Genomic DNA, 16,375 nt, shown 5'->3' with positions numbered 1-16,375 from the left:
CCCACGACGGCACCTGTTGCTGGTCCAGCGCAACGACAGCGGCGGGTGGGAGCTGCCCGGCGGGCGCGTCGACGTCGGCGAGTCGGCGGTCGAGGCCGCGGTGCGGGAGGTCGAGGAGGAGTCCGGCCTGCGCGTGCGGATCACCGGTCTGGCGGGGTTGTTCACCGATCCGGGACATGTCGTCGTGTCCGCGGCGCGGGACGAGATCCGGCAGCAGTTCGTGGTCGTCTTCCACGCGACGCCGGTATCCGGACGTCCGGCCGCCGATCTGGTCGAGACGCGCGACGCGGCCTGGTTCGACCCGATGGTCGTCCAGGCACTGCGGCTCGAACCCGGTGCGCGGCCGTGGCTCACGCACGCACTCTCCGCGACGACCCCGCCCCATTTCGAATGAACGGGCACACCAAGGAGGCGTCGGTGATAAGCCACACGACGAACCACACGCCGAATCACACGACGAACAACACGCCGAGCGAGCAGCCGAGGCTGACCCGTGAGCAACGGATCGAGCAGGGCAAGGCTCTGCGTGCGACCGTGCACCGGACCAGCCACGCCGCGTTCGATCCCGGTCCGACGCGAGCGGATCCGCTGGCGTTGCTCGACCGCGAGGACGCCTCTCGCGTGCAGGAGTTGCTGCCCATCCGCTACGGACGGATGGCCGCCTCGCCGTTCACCTACTTCAGGGGCGCCGCCCTGCCGATGGCGAGCGACCTCGCGGCCACACCGGTCACCGGGTTGACCGTGCAGTGCTGCGGGGACGCCCACCTGTCCAACTTCGGCCTCTTCGGTTCGCCGGAGCGGCGTCTCGTGTTCGACATCAACGACTTCGACGAGACGTTGCCGGGACCGTGGGAGTGGGACGTGAAGCGGCTCGCGACCAGCGTGGAGATCGCCGGCCGGAACAACGACTACTCGGCAGGGACACGCAGGAGGGTCGTCCTCGCGACCGTCGCCGCCTACCGCAACGCGATGATCGAGTTCGCCGACCTCACCACCCTCGAGGTCTGGTACGCCCACGCCGACGTGGCCGCCGTGCGGAACCGCTTCGACGCGAAGGCCGACCAGGCGCGCCGCAAGGAAATCAAGCATGCGATGGCGAAGGCACACTCCAGGGACCACCTCGGCGCGCTCAGCCGGTTCACCGCCGTACGCGACGGACAACTGCGGATCGTCGCCGATCCACCGCTGATCGTGCCGATGGACGAGGTGGTCGAACCGGGGACGGACATCGTCGAGGTCGTGGAGGGCATGCGCACGTTGCTGCGTGCCTACCGGAGCAGCCTGGAGCCGGAGCGGCGGACGCTGCTGGACCGCTACCGGTTCGTCGACCTCGCGCACAAGGTCGTCGGCGTCGGCAGTGTCGGCACCCGATCGTGGATGATCCTCATGCTCGGTGACGACGTCCGGGACCCGCTGTTCCTGCAGGCCAAGGAGGCGGGCCCGTCGGTGCTGGAGAAGTTCACCAGCCCCAGCGTGTACGACAACGCGGGTCGGCGGGTCGTCGTCGGGCAGCGGCTGATGCAGGCGGTCAGCGACATCTTCCTGGGCTGGATCCGGGTCGAGCACGGCATGGACGGCCGAGGCAGGGACTTCTACCTGCGGCAGCTGCGGGACTGGAAGGGGTCCGCGTCGGTCGAGACGATGGTGCCATCGGCGATGCAGGCGTATGGCGAGCTGTGTGGATGGACCCTCGCGAGAGCCCACGCACGCTCCGGCGACCGCATCGCGATCGCCGCCTACCTCGGCTCCGGCGACGTGTTCGACGAAGCCGTCCGCGAGTTCGCCGACGCGTACGCGGACCAGAACGAACGCGACCACTCCGCGCTCGTCGAGGCGATCCGGCACGGCCGGATCACCGCGGCGCCCGCCGAATAGGCGAGTGCCATCGCGACGGTTTCCCTCTCGATCATCGAGGACAGGAGTCGAACATGAGTGACGTACCCGCGGACATCGGCCGACCGAGGCGCTCGGCGAGTGCCGAGGCCGGGTGGATGGGCTGGCTCGGGTTCGCGGCCACGATGATGGTCATGCTCGGCTCGTTCAACATCGTGTACGGGCTGGTGGCGCTGATGAGCGACGACTTCTACGCGGTGGGACCCGAGGGAACGCTGGTCTTCGACCTGACCGGATGGGGCTGGATCCAGCTGATCCTCGGCTTGGTGGTGGTCGGCACGGGCGTGGCGCTGGCCCGCGGCTCGCAGTGGGCCAGGATCGTCACCGTCATCCTGGCGTCGCTCAACGCCGTCACACAGCTCGCGTTCATGTCGGTCTACCCGGTGTGGTCGCTGATCGCGATCGGCTTCGACGTCCTGATCATCTGGGCCGTGATCGTGCACGGCGACCCGGCGGCGGAGGAGGAGGCCGGGGCCTGACCCCGACGCTCCTGACCATCATGGCCAGGACGCGTGGCGGCTCATCACCGGTGGGGGAGGCGCGCGCGCCACGTGGGGCCGGACGCTGACACCGACGCCGAGCCCAGTGGGAGGTCGACCATGTCAGAGCCGACCGGGAGTGGCGACGGTGTCGCCCCGGCACTGACCAGCGACGAACGCGCCGAGCTCGAACGGTTGCGCGGTGAGGTGGCGGCCATGCGCACGACCACCACGGAGACCAGGCCCCGACGGCGGTTCGCCTGGAAGCCGACGGTGGCCGCCGTGGTGATCGTGCTTGGCTGCGCGCTGGCCCCGGTGGCGCTGGCGACGGTGTGGGTCCATCGCCAGGTGGCCGACACCGACCGGTTCGCCGCCACGGTCGCCCCGCTGATCCGTGAGCCGTCGGTGCAGGCCGCGCTCACCAACCGGGTGACCGAGACCGTGTTCAGCTACGTCGACGTGCAGGGCCTGGCCAACGAGGCGGTGGACGCCCTCGCCGCGCAGGGGCTGCCGCCCCGGATCGTGGACCGCCTGCACGATCTCACCGGGCCGCTCGCGTCGAGCGTGCGCGAGTTCGTGCGCAGCCGGGTGGCGGAGCTGTTCGCGAGCGAGCAGTTCGCCCAGGCGTGGGACCGCACGATCCGGGTGGCACACGAGCAGGCCGACGCCGTGTTGTCTGGCTCGGCGTCCTCGGTGGCGATCCGCGGCGACCAGGTGACGCTGGATCTCGCCCCGTTCATCGCCGTGGCGAAGCAGCAACTCGTCGACGCGGGCCTGACCGCCGCCAACCGGGTGCCTGACGTGCATCCCACGATCGCCATCGCCGACGCCGACACCCTGGTGAAGGCGCAGTCGGCCTATACGGCACTTGACCGGCTCGCCGCCTGGCTGCCGTGGATCAGCGTGGCGCTGATCGCACTGGGTGTCTACCTCGCCAGAGGTCACCGGCGGGCGCTGGTCGGCGCCGGGCTCGGGTTCGCGGCCGGCATGCTGGTCCTTGGCGCCGGCCTGTTGATCGCGCGTGCCCTCCTCATCGACGCGGTGCCCGGCCGGTCCGTTGCCGCCGCGGCGGCGTCCTACGACATCCTGGTGCGGTACCTCCGCGACGGACTCCGCGCGCTGCTCGTGCTCGGCCTGGTCGTCGCCCTCGGTGCGTTCCTCGCCGGGCCGTCCGTCACCGCGGTACGGATCCGCGGCGGTACCGTGCGATCGCTTGCCTGGCTCCGTGCGCGGACCGGCCTGCGGTCCGGCCGGGTCGGTGTCTGGGTGCACACCTACCGTGGCGTGCTGCGCGGTGCCGCGCTCGGACTGGCCGTGCTGATCCTGGTGTTCCTGGACCAGCCGAGCGGCTTCGCGGTGGTGATGATCGGTCTGCTGCTCGTGTTCTGTCTCGTGGTCATCCAGTTCCTCGACCAGCCGGTGACCGGTGACCGCACCACGGGGCCGCCACGTCCGGCGGCCTGACCGCCGGCGATGGACGGCGAGCCGCCACCCGACGGACCCGGCCGGGTTCCCGAGGCGGACACCGGTGTGCTGCTGCACAGTCAGGGTTACCTCGCGCTGTTGCTCGCCGCGGCGCTGCTTGGCATCCCGCTCTCGATCGTCGTCTTCGGCTTCCTGACGGCGGTGCACGAGCTCGAACACCTGGTGTGGCACACACTTCCGGCGAGTCTGGGCTTCGAGGAGCTGCCCGCGTGGTGGCCCGTCATGACGCTCGGGGTGGCGGGGGTGCTCGTGGCGCTCGCGGTGACGCGGCTGCCCGGCCGGGGCGGTCACGTGCCCGCGACGGGCCTGACCGTCGACGTCACCCCGCCCAACCAGGTACTCGGCACGGCCCTGGCCGGGACCGCGAGCCTGGTGCTGGGCGCGGTGGTCGGCCCTGAGGCGCCGTTGGTCGCGGTCGGCAGCGGTCTGGCGCTGCTCGCGGTCCGGCGCACGAAGCTGTCCGACGATGCCCACGCGATGATCGCGGCCGCGGGTTCGGCCGCGGCGACCTCCGCGGTCTTCGGCAACCCGCTCGTCCCGGTCGTCCTGTTCCTCGAGGTGTTCGGGCTGACACGGCGCGACACGATGCTGCTCGTACTGCCCTGCCTGGTGTCCAGCGGCGTGGGAGCGCTGGTGTTCACCGGGCTCGGCGACTGGACCGGTCTGGAGATCGGCGCGCTGACCATCCCCGATCTCGAACCGGCCGGTCTCGGCATGGCCGGCGTCGTGTGGACGTTGCCCGTGGCGGCCGTCGTGGCCGTCGCGACGTGGGCCGTGTTCGCGCTCGGCAGGCGGACGGCGCGCCTGGCCGCCTCGCGGACGATGGTGGTCACGGTCGCCGCCGGTCTGCTCGCTGGCGGCTGCGCCGCCGTGTACGCGGTGGTGACCGGCCACTCGCCGGAGGAGGCCGCGCTGTCCGGGCAGGTGACGCTCCCGGAGCTCGCCACTCATCCTGAGCAGTGGTCGGCCGGTGCGCTCGTGATGTTGCTGATCTGCAAGGGCATCGCCTACGGCGTGTGCCTCGGCACGTTCCGCGGCGGCCCGGTGTTCCCCGCGGTGCTGCTCGGCGCGGCGTTCGGGATCCTGGCGAGCATGTGGCTGCCCGGCATCGGCACGGTCTCCGGGCTGGCCGTCGGCATCGCGGCAGGCGTCGCGGTGACCCGCCTGCCCATCACCAGCGTCGTGCTCGTGGTGCTCCTCCTCGGCGATGCCGCGGCGAGCCAGATGCCGATCGTCATCCTGGCGGCCGTCACGGCACTGGTCATCGACGAACTGCTCATGGCGAGGACCCGCGATCTCACCCGTGGCGCATGAGCCGCCATGCGTCCGGGTCTGGACGATCGGGTTGTGGCACAAGAGAACAGACCCGTCGCGGCGGATGCGGCACTGGCGATCGCGGTGCTCGGGGTGCGCACCGGTCTGCGCGCGGCAGGCGCGGTGGCCGACGTCGTCGCGCCGGTCACCTCCTTCGTGCTGCGACCGGAGAACTGGCCATCCAAGCGGCTGCGCGACCTCGCCGAGACCGGGTACCAGCAGCGTCAGCGGGCGATCGCCGAGGCGGCGCGGCTGTACCGGAAGGTGGTCCCGCTGGTCGTGACCGACCTCCTCGACCAGCTCGACCTGACCGCGGTGGCCAACAGTGTCATCCGCGACGTCGACCTTCCCGAGATCATCCGGGCGTCCACCGGCTCGGTGGCCGCCGAGACCGTCCGTGACGTCCGGGTCGGGGCCATCCACGCCGACCAGGTCGTGTCGCGCCTGGCCGACCGGGTCCTGCGGCCGAGGCGCAACCCATGACCGAACCCTCGCGCGCGGCGTGGCTCCTGTCGCTGCCCGCCGAGGTCAGGTCGTGTCAGGGCGACCGGGCCGGTGTCGTCAGCCGGGTACTGGCCTGCGCCATCGACCTCACCGTCGTGCTCACCGTGCTCACCGGCGGCTACCTCGGGATCGCCGGGCTCGCGTTCCTGTCCAACCCCGTGTCGTTCCGCTTCCCGGTACCGTCGCGCCTGCTCGTGGTCGGCGTCGCCGCGGCGCTGATGGTGCTGTACCTGACCATCTCGTGGGCCGGCGGTGGCCGCACCTACGGGGACCGGGTGCTCGGGCTGCGTGTGGTCAGCAGGCGCGGTGAACAGCTGCACCTGGGCATCGCGGTGCTGCGCGCCGTCTTCTGCACCGTCCTGCCCATCGGGTTGCTGTGGGCCGCGGTCGACACCAACCGCAGGTCGGTCCAGGACCTGCTGTTGCGAACCACGGTGATCTATGACTGGAGCCCGCACCCCTCGGCCGGATGACCTCACCCGATGCGGGCGATGAGATCACGTCCCCGGACGGGGACGGTTCTGGAAGGTACTGCCCCGCTTACGTGGAGGTGTCCGGATGAGCGCTACCGATGTCCTGCTGGGCCAGTCGCGGGGCCTGCGCATAACGCTCGGGGTGGTGACCGCGCTGGCGGGCGCGCTGATTCTGGCGTGGCCAGGCGGCACGTTGCTCGCCGTTGCGGTCCTGCTCGGAATCCAGCTCATCATGGCGGGCATCGTCCGCGCCGTCACGGCGTTCACGTATGACGCCGACAGCGTTGGTGGCCGGATCCTGTTCCTGCTGCTTGGTGTGCTCCTGATCATCGCGGGCATCCTGTGCCTGCGCGCGCCGTTGCAGACCATCGCCCTGCTGGTGCTGCTGTTCGGCCTGTCCAGCATCGTGACCGGAGCGCTGGAGCTCTTCCACGGCGCCACCGGAGGCGGCGGCTGGGCGATCGCGGGCGGCATCGTCAGCATCATCGTCGGCATCGTCGTGCTGGCCTACCCGGTCGGCAGTGTCAACACGATGATCTGGCTGTTCGGGCTCTCCCTGCTGGTGGTCGGCCTGACCGGCATCGTCGGCGCCTTCGCGCCAAGCCGGAGCCGCGTGGGCTCGCACACCACCACCACGGCGCCGCCACCACCGGCCGCCCCCGCGACACCCTGACCGCTCTCGGCCCGGGCGTGGCGGCACAGCCGCGCCCGGGCGGGGCGGATCGCCTGGTGGGATGTGGAGGCGGCCGTCAGCGGCGGTCGGCACATCGGATGCAGGTGGTGGTCGCGGGTAGCGCGTCGAGTCGCTCGGCCCCGATGGGCCCGCCGCAGCGCAGGCACGTGCCGTAGGTCCCGGCCGCCAGCCGCTCGCTCGCCGCGTCCAGTGCCCGCAGCTCCGCGCGGGACTGCTCGAGCAGGGCCGCTACCTGGGCGCGTTCGAACGCGACGGTGGCGCCTTCCGGGTCGTGCTCGTCGTCGCCCGCGCTGTACGCGGAGGATTCGATGATCCCGGCCAGCCGCTGGTCGAGCGCCTCGACCAGGTGGCTCGTCTCCCCGCGCCGGGCAGCCAGTCGGTCGGCTGGATCGGACACGTGCTCATTGAACCACCAACTGAACCGTTAACTGGGGCCACGGATGGCTAAACCCGCCGAGTTCGGGGTAATCACGGGATCTGACGAGGAGGTTGCCATGACTGTGGGAAGTCGACGGTTGGCGGCCAGTTGCCGTGAGCGGCTCGCCACCGACCCCACGATACTGACCGGCGCCGCGGCGCCGGACCAGCTGGAACCGCAGGCGACTGTGGACATCTCGGAGGTGGAGACCGTCGTTCCCCTGGAGAACGTCGACGCGACCGTCACGTAAGTCGCCGGTGTCCGCGTCGTCGAGCGGACTGTCCACTTCCGACCCGCCACGCGCCTGTCACGCCAGCAGGTCCGCCACGGTGATCGGGATGTGCCGGACGCGGATGCCGGTGGCGTGGTGGACCGCGTTGGCGATGGCCGCGGCCATGCCCACTATGCCGAGCTCACCGACGCCCCTGGCGCCGACCGCGTTGTGCAGGGTGTCCGGGTGTTCCACGAAGACCACGTCGACCTCCGGTATGTCGGCGTTGACGGGGAGCAGGTAGCCGGCGAGGTCCGCGTTGGCCGGCCTGCCGTTCTCCTCGATCTCCAGCCCCTCGTGCAGGGCGGCCGACACGCCCCAGATCATGCCCCCGGCCAGCTGGCCGCGCGCCGCCTCGTGGTTGATGATCCGGCCTGCGTCGAACACGCCGAGCAGCCGGGACACCCGGACCTCCCGGGTCCACCTGTGCACCCGGACCTCGGCGAACTGGGCACCGAACGAGCTGAAGGAATGCTTGGTCATCTCCTCGCCCGGTGCCGAGGAACCGTTCGCCGACAGCCCGGTCCGCCGCGTCGCCCTCAGCAGCTCGCCGAACGTCATGGCACGGTCCGCCGCCAGCACGCGACCGTTGGCGTAGTTGACATCGAGGCCGTCGAACGGCGCACCAGGACCCGACGCCAACGCCAGGACGTCGTCGATCACCTGTGCCGCGGCGGCCATGATCGCCGTGCCGGTGCTCGCCGTCGCGGTGGAGATGCCGGAGGTGCCACCTGGCGGGAAGGACGAGTCGCCGAGCCGGGGGGCGATCCGGGACCTCGGGATGTCGAGCGATTCCGCGGCCACCATGGAGATGACGGTCAGCAGACCGGTGCCGGGATCGGCGCCGCTGGTGGCGACCTCGGCCGTGTCGTCGTCCCGCAACGTGACACGCACCGTGGCAGGCAGCCTGCGTGCCGGGAACATCGCCGTCGCCATCCCCATCCCGACAAGCCAGTCACCGTCCTCGCGGCCGCGTGGCGCGCGACTCGCCCAGCCGAACCGGGCCGCGCCACGCAGATAGCACTCGTCGAGGTGTTTGCTCGACCACAGCAGGTCCGAACCCAGCGGGGCGGTCGAGTCGTTCCTGCGGCGCAGCTCGATCGGGTCCATGTCCAGTGCGACGGCGAGCTCGTCGATCGCGCTCTCCAGCGCGAACGAACCCGCCGCCTCGCCCGGCGCTCGCATGTACGTGGCAGGCGGGATGTTCAGCGGCACCATCCGCTGGCTGACCGCCAGGTTCTGGGCGGCGTAGAACATCTTGGTGCTGCTCGATGTCGGTTCGACGAACGACCGGTCCGCCGGTGTCGCCGACCACGAGTCGTGGCACACCGCGATCAACGTGCCGTCCTCGCTCGCGCCGAGGGCGATCTTCTGCACCGTCGCCGGACGGGTCGCGGTCGCGGTGAAGACCTGTTCCCGGCTCAGCACCACCTTGACCGGCCGGTCAAGCGCCTTCGCCGCCGCCGCGGCAAGGAACGCCGCGACGGACGTGCGTCCCTTGCCCCCGAACGCCCCACCCACGAACGGGTTGACGGCGTGGACGCGAGCCGGGTCCACGCCCAGCGCGTGCGCCAGCTCCGCCGCCTGGAGGTCGGCGCCCTGGGTTCCACTGTGGACGGTCAGCTCGCCGGAGTCCCATCCGGCGACCGCCGAATGCGGCTCGATCGCCGCGTGGTTCTGTGTCGCGGTGGAGTACGTGCCCTCGACCACGACGGGGCTGGCCGCCAGTGCGTCCACTATGGACCCGACACCGGGCGCGAGTATGCTGTACGACCCGTGCTGGCTCGGCGGTGCCTCCTCCGCGGTCGCCAGTCCGCCGGACAACGAGGTCCGGGCCGTACGCTCGTCGTAGGAGACCTCGATGGTCATCGCGGCGTCCCGCGCGTGCTCGAAGGTGTCCGCCACGACCAGCCCGATCGGCTGGCCGTAGTGTGCGACCTCCTTGTCCTGCAAGGGAACCCACGAGTCGCCGAACATCGGTGTGGTCGCGGCGCGCAGTTCGAGAGGATCGAACGGCGAGTACACGCCGAGCACCCCTGGCGCACTCCTCGCCACCGCGGCGTCCACGTGCCGGATCTCGCCGTGCGCGATCGTGCTGAGCACGACATAGCCGTACACCATGCCAGGCAGGTGGTGATCGGCCCCGTACCTGGCCTGGCCGGTGACCTTCAACCGGCCCTCCACCCGGCCGCTCATCCTCGGCCGCACTCGATCAGCGCGCGGACGATGGTCCGCTTCAGCAGGGAGAGCTTGAAACCGTTGCCAGACAGGGGAGCGGCCCCGGCGACGGCTGCCGAGGCCGCGCGTTCGAAGGCGTCGACGGTCGCGGGCGTGCCACGCAGCGCCTCCTCGACCGCGGTGAGTCGCCACGGCGCGGTCGCCACGCCACCCGCCGCCACCCTGGCGTCGACGACCCGCGAGTCGTGGAGGTCCAGCGCGACCGCCGCCGAACACAACGCGAACTCGTACGAGGACCGGTCCGTGATCTTCACGTACGTCGACCGCCGCGCCCATGCCAGCCGTGGCACCAGGATCTCGGTGATCAGCTCGCCGGGTCGCAGCTCGTTCTCGACCTCGGGCGTCTCGCCAGGCACGCGGTAGAAGTCGGCCAGCGCAACCGTTCGGGTGCCGTCGGCACCGGCCAGGCGCAGCTCCGCGTCCAGGGCGACGAGGGCGACGGCGACGTCGCTGGCGTGGGTCGCCACGCACTTCTCGCTCGTGCCGAGCACGGCGTGGTGCCGGTTGGCACCCGTGATCGCCGGGCAGCCACTGCCGGGCTCGCGCTTGTTGCAGGGCGTCGCGATGTCGCGGAAGTAGCCGCAACGGGTGCGCTGCAACAGGTTGCCGCCGATGCTGGCCATGTTGCGCAGTTGCTGGGACGCGCTTCGCAGCAGGGCACGGGAGATCACGGGATACACGCCGGGGTGCACGGCGATGTCGCTCATGCGCTCCAGTGCCCCGATGCGCAGGCCGTCCCGCGTGTCGATGCCCCGCAGCGGGAGGTCGTTGATGTCCATGACGTGCCGTGGGGTCAGGACGTTGAGCTTCATCAGGTCGACGAGGGTCGTCCCGCCTGCGAGGAACGTCCCCGGTGTGGTGATGGCGGCCTCGATGGTGGCGGGAGTGGTGAGCTCAAAGGGCCGCACTGGTCCGCCTCGCCTGCTCGACCGCGGCGACGATGTTCGGGTAGACCGCGCAGCGGCAGAGGTTGCCCGACATGAACTCCCTGACGTCCGTTACGTCCTGCGCCACCGCCGCCACCGCCGACATGATCTGGCCGGAGGTGCAGAACCCGCACTGGAGGGCGTCGTGGTCGACGAATGCCTGTTGGACCGGGTGCAGCCGGTCGCCGTCCGACAGCCCTTCGACGGTGGTGACCCGTCCTCTCACGGTGGCGGCGAGGGTGAGGCACGAGAGCACGGGCCTGCCGTCGACGTGCACGGTGCACGCCCCGCACTGGCCGCGGTCGCAGCCCTTCTTGGGCCCGGTGATGGACAGGCGTTCCCGCAGGGCGTCGAGCAACGTCACGCCAGGATCGACGCTCAGCCGCGCCGTCCTGCCGTTGACTTCCAGAGAGATGTCCACGCGGCTCGCTTCCTGTCCGGGACCTGCCGTGGTCCGCCCGGCGCCGGTCAGCGCAAGAGCGTCTCCACGGTGGTGATCGGGTCGTAGGCAGCGTAGGCGCCGCTCAGCCGGCTCGCCGCCTCGCGATAGGTGGGATCACCGAGGATCGTGGTGACCGCGTCGACGATCTGCTCGGGCGATGGTGTCGCCGTCGCCAGGTCGATGCCGACGCGGTGGTACGCGACGCGGGCGGCGTTCATCGGCTTCTCCTCGGTGGTCCCGCACATCACGACCGGCACCCCGGCGGCGACCGCGAGTTGCGTGCCGCCCGCACCGCCATTGGTGATGAGCAGGTCGGCCCGAGGAAGGAGGTCGTCGAAGGGCACGTACCGCGCGACGCGCGCGTTGGCGGGCGGGTCCACGCCGAGCGTGGACGGGTCGCGGCCGAGCGTCGCGACGACCAGCACGTTCTCGTCGGCGAGGGCCGTCAGCGTGGGTTCGATGAGCTGGCCGAGGTCACCGTTCGCGATGGTGCCCTGCGTGACGACGACGACCGGGCGACCGGAGCCGAGATCGTCCCACCACTCCGGTTTCTCCGGCTCGGCGCCGCGAGGGGGCGGCAGGATGCCCGCGTAGGTGAGCGAGCCGGGTGGCGTGGCGCGCGGGAAGTCGAACTCGGGCACCGTGAGGGCGGCGACCGAGTCCGGCAGGCGGTACACCGCGTTGTAGAAGGCCGGCATGGGCTCGGTGGCGCCGAGCTCCTCGAGCTGTTGCTGCGCGGCACGCCTCGTCGGCTCGAGCGTGGCGTGGAACTCCTGGTTGGCGGCGCGGTGCGCGAGCACCGCCTCCTCGCCGCTCAGACCCGGGATGGGTCCGGTGGGCGTCGTCGCGTCGTCCTCGACGATGACGGCGGGGGCCACCACGGACACCCATTTGCGGGGCCGCCTGCCGGGAGCACCGAGTGCGACCGGCCACATGCCGGGGAACAGCGAGTTGCTGAGCAGCGAGGCGTCGGGGTCGTCGTCGAGCAGTTGCTGCAACACCTCGTGCTGGGTGTTCATCCCCGCCAGGAACACGTTGATGAGATCCCAGTTGAACTGTTCGGGCCCCGGCGGCAGCGCGAGCCGCTCGGGGTTGGCGCCCAGCAGCTGACGGTCGTCGAAGTCGGCGCCTTCCGGCAACGGCACGTGCCGCGCGCCGATCGCCGTCGCCGACCCGGCGAACCGCGAGCCGACCAGCGCGGTCACCGAATGTCCTCGTTTCACCAGGCCCGCGGCGATCTCCAGCACCGGCACCGTCTCACCGAACACCGGTGGAGAGGCCACAATCACCGAACTCACTTCTTTACCCCCGACTGACCGAACCTGTTGGTTGGACGAAACACGTGCAAGGCAGAGCTGTGCCGCTCAGCCAAGTGGGACCAGCCGGACCGGGAGTTCGATCAGGCCCCACGTGAAGTTCGACGAGTTGTATCTCGGCTCGCCGGTCAGCTCGATCCGGTCCACCCGCGTGAGCACCTCGCGCAGGAACGCGGCCAGCTCCATCCTGCCCAGCCGCGCACCGATGCAGAAATGCTGTCCGATCCCGAAGGCGAGATGCTTGTTCGGTGTGCGATCGGGCAGGAACCGGTCCGGGTCGGTGAACACCGTCTCGTCGAAGTTGGCCGACGGGTTCCACAAGGTGACGCGATCACCCGCCGCGATCGGCACGCCGCCGATCTCCGTGTCCCTGGTGACCGTGCGCAGCACGTGCACGGCCGGTGTCGCCCAGCGCAGCATCTCCTCGGCGGTGGTGGTGATGCCGCGCGTGCCCGCGGCGCGCAGCCAGTCGACGTGTCCCGGTTCACGGGCCAGTTCGAGCAGCCCCGAGGACATCACGAAACGGGTCGTCTCGTTCGCACCCGCGAGCACGCCGTGGCAGTTGACGATGATCTCCTCGTCGGTGAGCTGCCGTTCCTCGCCACCCCGGTCCGTGCGCCGCGCCTGTGCGATGAGGCTGATGAAGTCGTCGCCGGGATTCTCGCGACGGTCCATCAGCATCTCGGTGAACAACAGGAACAGCTCGCCGTCCGCCGCGACCTTGTCATCGCCGTCCGCGTCGAACGACTCGGTCATGGTGTCGCCGACCCATTCCCAGTGCTCGCGCGGCATCCCCATCAGGTCGCACACCACGTAGTTCGGGATCTTCTTGGCCGCGTCGAGGAAGTCCAGCTCGCCCCGCTCGACCGCCTCGCCGACGACGTCGGACACCACCCGGCTGACGGACGCCTCGATGCGGGGCATCGCGGCACGGCCAAGCCCGGCGCCGACGAGCTGCCGGATCCGCGTGTGTACCGGTGGGTCGGTGACGATCAGCATCCGGTCCTCGACCGCCGCCACCGCCTCGGCGTTGCTGTCGAGCCGCATGCCGAAGCGCGAGCTGAACAACTCGTCGTCGCCGTAGACGTGCACGACGTCGGCGTAACGGCTCAGCACCCAGAAGCCAGGGCCGTCGCGCTCCTCGTGCCGGTACACCGGTTCGTTGGCACGCAACCAGGCGAACACCTCGCCGAACTCGTTGCGTTCCCACAGACCGGGAGCCGTCAGGTCGATCTCCATCTCAGACCTCCTGCCATGTGGGCAGCAACGCGCGCACCGCGGCGGCCGCTTCCGGTTTCTCCAAGCAGAAGTCGTGGCCACCGGCGAACACGCGCGAGTGAAACGCCGGACCCGCGTAGTCACGCCACCCGTCGAGGTCGCCTGCCGGTACGCGCTCGTCGGCCTCGCCGCCCCACGCGTGCAGATCGCAGGGCAACGGCGCGCCCGACGGGGACTCGTACGTCGCCGCCATGTCGGCGTCCTGCCGGAGCACGGTGAACGCCAGCTCGCGCAGGTCCTCGTCGAGCTCCTTGGCGGCCAGCGCCGCCTCGAGGTCCTCGTCGGTGTCGAGTGCGATGCCCGCGATCTTCCCGTTGCGGTGCGGGGGCTGCGACGCGGCGACCACCAGCGCGTCCGGTGGGGTGGGCAGCGCACGCGCGACCTCGTAGCCGATCAGCCCGCCGAGGCTGTGGCCGAACAGGACCGTCGGTCGCCCGACGGCGTTCACCAGCGCCGTGACGATCTCGTCGACGGCGTGCGCGAACGACTCCGGGGGCGGCTCAGCGAACCTGTTCTCCCTGCCGGGGAGCTGCACGCCGACCACCGTCGCCGTGTCACCGAGCGCGTCCTGCCACGAGCGGAACACCCCGCAGCCGGAACCGGCCTGCGGAAGGCACACCAGCACCGGCCGTGCACGCGAAGGCGCGAACGGCATCAGCCAGCTCACAACGCACCCTCGCAAGTTCCGCGCTGAGTCAGCCGGATCGCTCCGCAAGTTCCGCTCAGGTTCACTGACCGCTCTCCGCCGCGACCCGGTCCAGCTTCTTCGCGAGCTCGGCCGGCGTCGGATGGGTGAGCAGGTCCTTGATCGACAGCCGAAGGCCGGTGGCCTTGCGCAGCGCGACGACCGCACGGGACGCGAGCAGCGAATGGCCGCCCGACTCGAAGAAGTTGGCGTCGACGTCGTACACGGGGCGGGGAAGGACGCTGCTCAGCACCTCGCACACGAGCCGCTCACGGTCGGTCCTCGGCGGGACGCCGGTCACCTGCCGCTCGGCCGCGACCAGGGTCGCGAGCACGGCGCGGTCGGCCTTTCCCTGCTGCGAAACGGGAATCTCGGTCATCGCGTCGACAACGACCGGCATCATGTAGTCCGGCAGCAGGTGCTGGCAGCGGCCGGTGACCGCCTCGACGGCCGCGACCGGGTCGACCCCGGGCTCCGGCACGATCGCGAGCCCGAGCGCGTCACCATTCGTGAGCACGAACGCCGCCGCGGCGCGGACCTCGTCGGCGTCGGTGGCCGTGCGCTCGATCTCGCCGAGCTCGACCCGGAACCCTCGGACCTTCACCTGGTCGTCGACCCGGCCGAGGAACTCCAGTTGTCCGTCCGCGCGCGATCTCACCCGGTCGCCGGTTCGATATAGCCGCCCGTCGCCGAACGGGTTCGGCACGAACTTGGCCGCGGTCAGTTCCGGCAGGTTGCGGTACCCGAGTGCGACGCCCGGCCCGGCGACGCACAGCTCGCCATCCTCGCCGTCGCCCGCCTGCCGCCCGTCAGCGTTCAGCACGTACACCTGGTAGCCGGGGATCGCGCGGCCGATCGTGGTCACGTCATCGCCCGCCTCGCTGTCGGACCACGTGGCGGCGATCGTGGCCTCGGTGGGGCCGTAGACGTTGAGCACGCGGCGGCCCGCGAAGCGGCGCGCCAGCGTCGGCGGGCTGGCCTCCCCGGCGATGACCACGACCTCCACACTCGGCAGGTCGTCGGGGCACGCCGCGTACATCGACGGGCTCATGCAGGTGGTGCGCGGTGCCACCGCCTCGATCGCGCCCGCGAGGTCGGCCGTCCCGGTGCCCGCGACGTCCACGATGGCCACTCCCTGGCCGTGCAGCAGGTACAGCAGCGTGCACCAGAACCAGCCGTCGAACGCGGGCGAGAGCGGGTTCAGGCCGACGCCGCCCGGGGTGAGACCCAACGTGGAGATGGCCGCGAGGAACGCGCCGAGGTTGCCGTAGCCCACCTCGACGCCCTTCGGCCGACCGGTCGTACCGGAGGTGTAGACCAAATAGGCGGGGTCATCCGGTGCCGGCGCCGGGTGGTGGTCCTCGGCGGGCGCGGACGACCAGTCGACCGCCCGAACGCCGGGATGCGGCACGGTGGCGGGAAGCTCGCCGAGCAGGAGCTGGAGTCGCGCGTCCGCGACGATGTAGGCGATCCGGTCGGCCGGGTGGCGGTCGTCGATGGGCACCGCGGTCGCACCCGCCCGCCACACCGCGAGCAGTGCGGAAACGGTCGATCTCGACCGCCCGAACCCGAGCCCCACCGTGACGCCGGGGCCTGCGCCCGCCGCCAGCAGTGCTGCCGCCATCGCGCGAACCTCGAGCCTGAGCTCGGAAAACGTCAGCGCTCCGTCTGGTGCGGTGACGGCGGTCGCGGTCGGCGACAGTTCGGCCCACCGGTCCACGGCGTCGAGTAGGAGTCCTGCCCCGGCCCTCGGGGCCACGCCGGTGTGCGTGGCGACGGTCATCAGCTCTCCATCCCTATTGGATCCGGCGGCGGGATTCTAGAGCCAGATCGTGGACGAATCGTTAAGCAGAGAGTGACGAAACCCACGAACGAGTGCTGTTGGGCCTGCGACCAGCGCCGACTCGTCGGCAAGATTTTTTCGACAGTTGCCAGCGGACAGTGTGTGTACGACCTGTT

General features: G+C 70.8%; 17 protein-coding genes. 9 read left to right on the top strand and 8 right to left on the bottom strand.

Annotation, left to right across the window (positions count from 1 at the left end; genetic code table 11):
- The 8 genes from WBA97_RS06675 to WBA97_RS06640 form a co-directional block, all read left to right on the top strand.
- On the top strand, window positions 1-394 hold a 394-nt coding region (locus WBA97_RS06675; protein WP_424229817.1), incomplete at its 5' end, for an NUDIX domain-containing protein.
- A 23-nt stretch (window positions 395-417) separates the two neighbouring features.
- Window positions 418-1,875 carry a DUF2252 domain-containing protein gene (locus WBA97_RS06670; protein WP_424229816.1) on the top strand — a complete coding sequence of 486 codons (1,458 nt, stop codon included), beginning with the start codon at window positions 418-420 and terminating at the stop codon, window positions 1,873-1,875.
- Between the two features lie 53 nt (window positions 1,876-1,928).
- Entirely contained in the window at window positions 1,929-2,372 is a 444-nt protein-coding gene (locus WBA97_RS06665) for a DUF7144 family membrane protein (RefSeq protein ID WP_424229815.1), read from the top strand.
- A 120-nt stretch (window positions 2,373-2,492) separates the two neighbouring features.
- Window positions 2,493-3,836, top strand: a complete 1,344-nt coding sequence (locus tag WBA97_RS06660; protein WP_424229814.1) for a hypothetical protein — start codon at window positions 2,493-2,495, stop codon at window positions 3,834-3,836.
- 9 nt (window positions 3,837-3,845) lie between these two features.
- On the top strand, window positions 3,846-5,171 hold the full coding sequence (locus WBA97_RS06655; protein ID WP_424229813.1) for a chloride channel protein: 1,326 nt from the start codon (window positions 3,846-3,848) through the stop codon (window positions 5,169-5,171).
- A gap of 33 nt (window positions 5,172-5,204) precedes the next feature.
- Entirely contained in the window at window positions 5,205-5,654 is a 450-nt protein-coding gene (locus WBA97_RS06650; protein ID WP_424229812.1) for a hypothetical protein, read from the top strand.
- Complete coding sequence (locus tag WBA97_RS06645) at window positions 5,651-6,148, top strand: RDD family protein (RefSeq protein WP_424229811.1); 498 nt, start codon at window positions 5,651-5,653, stop codon at window positions 6,146-6,148. The genes WBA97_RS06650 and WBA97_RS06645 overlap by 4 nt, the downstream gene beginning before the upstream one ends.
- A gap of 85 nt (window positions 6,149-6,233) precedes the next feature.
- Entirely contained in the window at window positions 6,234-6,821 is a 588-nt protein-coding gene (locus WBA97_RS06640) for an HdeD family acid-resistance protein (RefSeq protein WP_424229810.1), read from the top strand.
- Window positions 6,822-6,897: 76 nt separating this feature from the next.
- Here the strand turns inward: WBA97_RS06640 and WBA97_RS06635 are convergent, their stop codons facing one another.
- A complete protein-coding gene (locus tag WBA97_RS06635; RefSeq protein WP_424229809.1) occupies window positions 6,898-7,239 on the bottom strand; it encodes a TraR/DksA family transcriptional regulator in 342 nt (113 codons plus the stop codon).
- Window positions 7,240-7,336: 97 nt separating this feature from the next.
- On the opposite strand from WBA97_RS06635, the gene WBA97_RS06630 reads away from it, so the two are divergent.
- The gene (locus WBA97_RS06630) at window positions 7,337-7,510 is read left to right on the top strand and encodes a hypothetical protein (RefSeq protein ID WP_424229808.1); all 174 of its coding nucleotides are present in this window, start codon (window positions 7,337-7,339) and stop codon (window positions 7,508-7,510) included.
- A gap of 57 nt (window positions 7,511-7,567) precedes the next feature.
- On the opposite strand, the gene WBA97_RS06625 is transcribed toward WBA97_RS06630, so the two are convergent.
- From WBA97_RS06625 to WBA97_RS06595, 7 genes are all read right to left on the bottom strand, one after another.
- Window positions 7,568-9,727, bottom strand: a complete 2,160-nt coding sequence (locus tag WBA97_RS06625; RefSeq protein ID WP_424229807.1) for a xanthine dehydrogenase family protein molybdopterin-binding subunit — start codon at window positions 9,725-9,727, stop codon at window positions 7,568-7,570.
- Window positions 9,724-10,677, bottom strand: a complete 954-nt coding sequence (locus tag WBA97_RS06620) for an FAD binding domain-containing protein (protein WP_424229806.1) — start codon at window positions 10,675-10,677, stop codon at window positions 9,724-9,726. The genes WBA97_RS06625 and WBA97_RS06620 overlap by 4 nt, the downstream gene beginning before the upstream one ends.
- The gene (locus WBA97_RS06615; RefSeq protein WP_424229805.1) at window positions 10,664-11,116 is read right to left on the bottom strand and encodes a (2Fe-2S)-binding protein; all 453 of its coding nucleotides are present in this window, start codon (window positions 11,114-11,116) and stop codon (window positions 10,664-10,666) included. Before WBA97_RS06615 ends, WBA97_RS06620 begins: the two co-directional genes overlap by 14 nt.
- Before the next feature lie 47 nt (window positions 11,117-11,163).
- Entirely contained in the window at window positions 11,164-12,435 is a 1,272-nt protein-coding gene (locus WBA97_RS06610; protein ID WP_424229804.1) for a nucleotide disphospho-sugar-binding domain-containing protein, read from the bottom strand.
- A gap of 66 nt (window positions 12,436-12,501) precedes the next feature.
- Window positions 12,502-13,692 carry a cytochrome P450 gene (locus tag WBA97_RS06605; RefSeq protein WP_424229803.1) on the bottom strand — a complete coding sequence of 397 codons (1,191 nt, stop codon included), beginning with the start codon at window positions 13,690-13,692 and terminating at the stop codon, window positions 12,502-12,504.
- Window position 13,693: 1 nt separating this feature from the next.
- Window positions 13,694-14,398, bottom strand: coding sequence for a thioesterase II family protein (locus WBA97_RS06600; RefSeq protein ID WP_424229802.1), 705 nt, complete (start codon window positions 14,396-14,398; stop codon window positions 13,694-13,696).
- A gap of 61 nt (window positions 14,399-14,459) precedes the next feature.
- Window positions 14,460-16,199 (bottom strand): non-ribosomal peptide synthetase, encoded by a 1,740-nt coding sequence (locus WBA97_RS06595; protein WP_424229801.1) that lies wholly within the window; start codon window positions 16,197-16,199, stop codon window positions 14,460-14,462.
- Between the last annotated feature and the right edge of the window lie 176 nt (window positions 16,200-16,375).

The organism is Actinophytocola sp. (assembly GCF_049647105.1).
In the GTDB taxonomy this organism is placed as follows: domain Bacteria; phylum Actinomycetota; class Actinomycetes; order Mycobacteriales; family Pseudonocardiaceae; genus Actinophytocola.
This window is presented reverse-complemented; position numbering and strand designations above follow the sequence as displayed.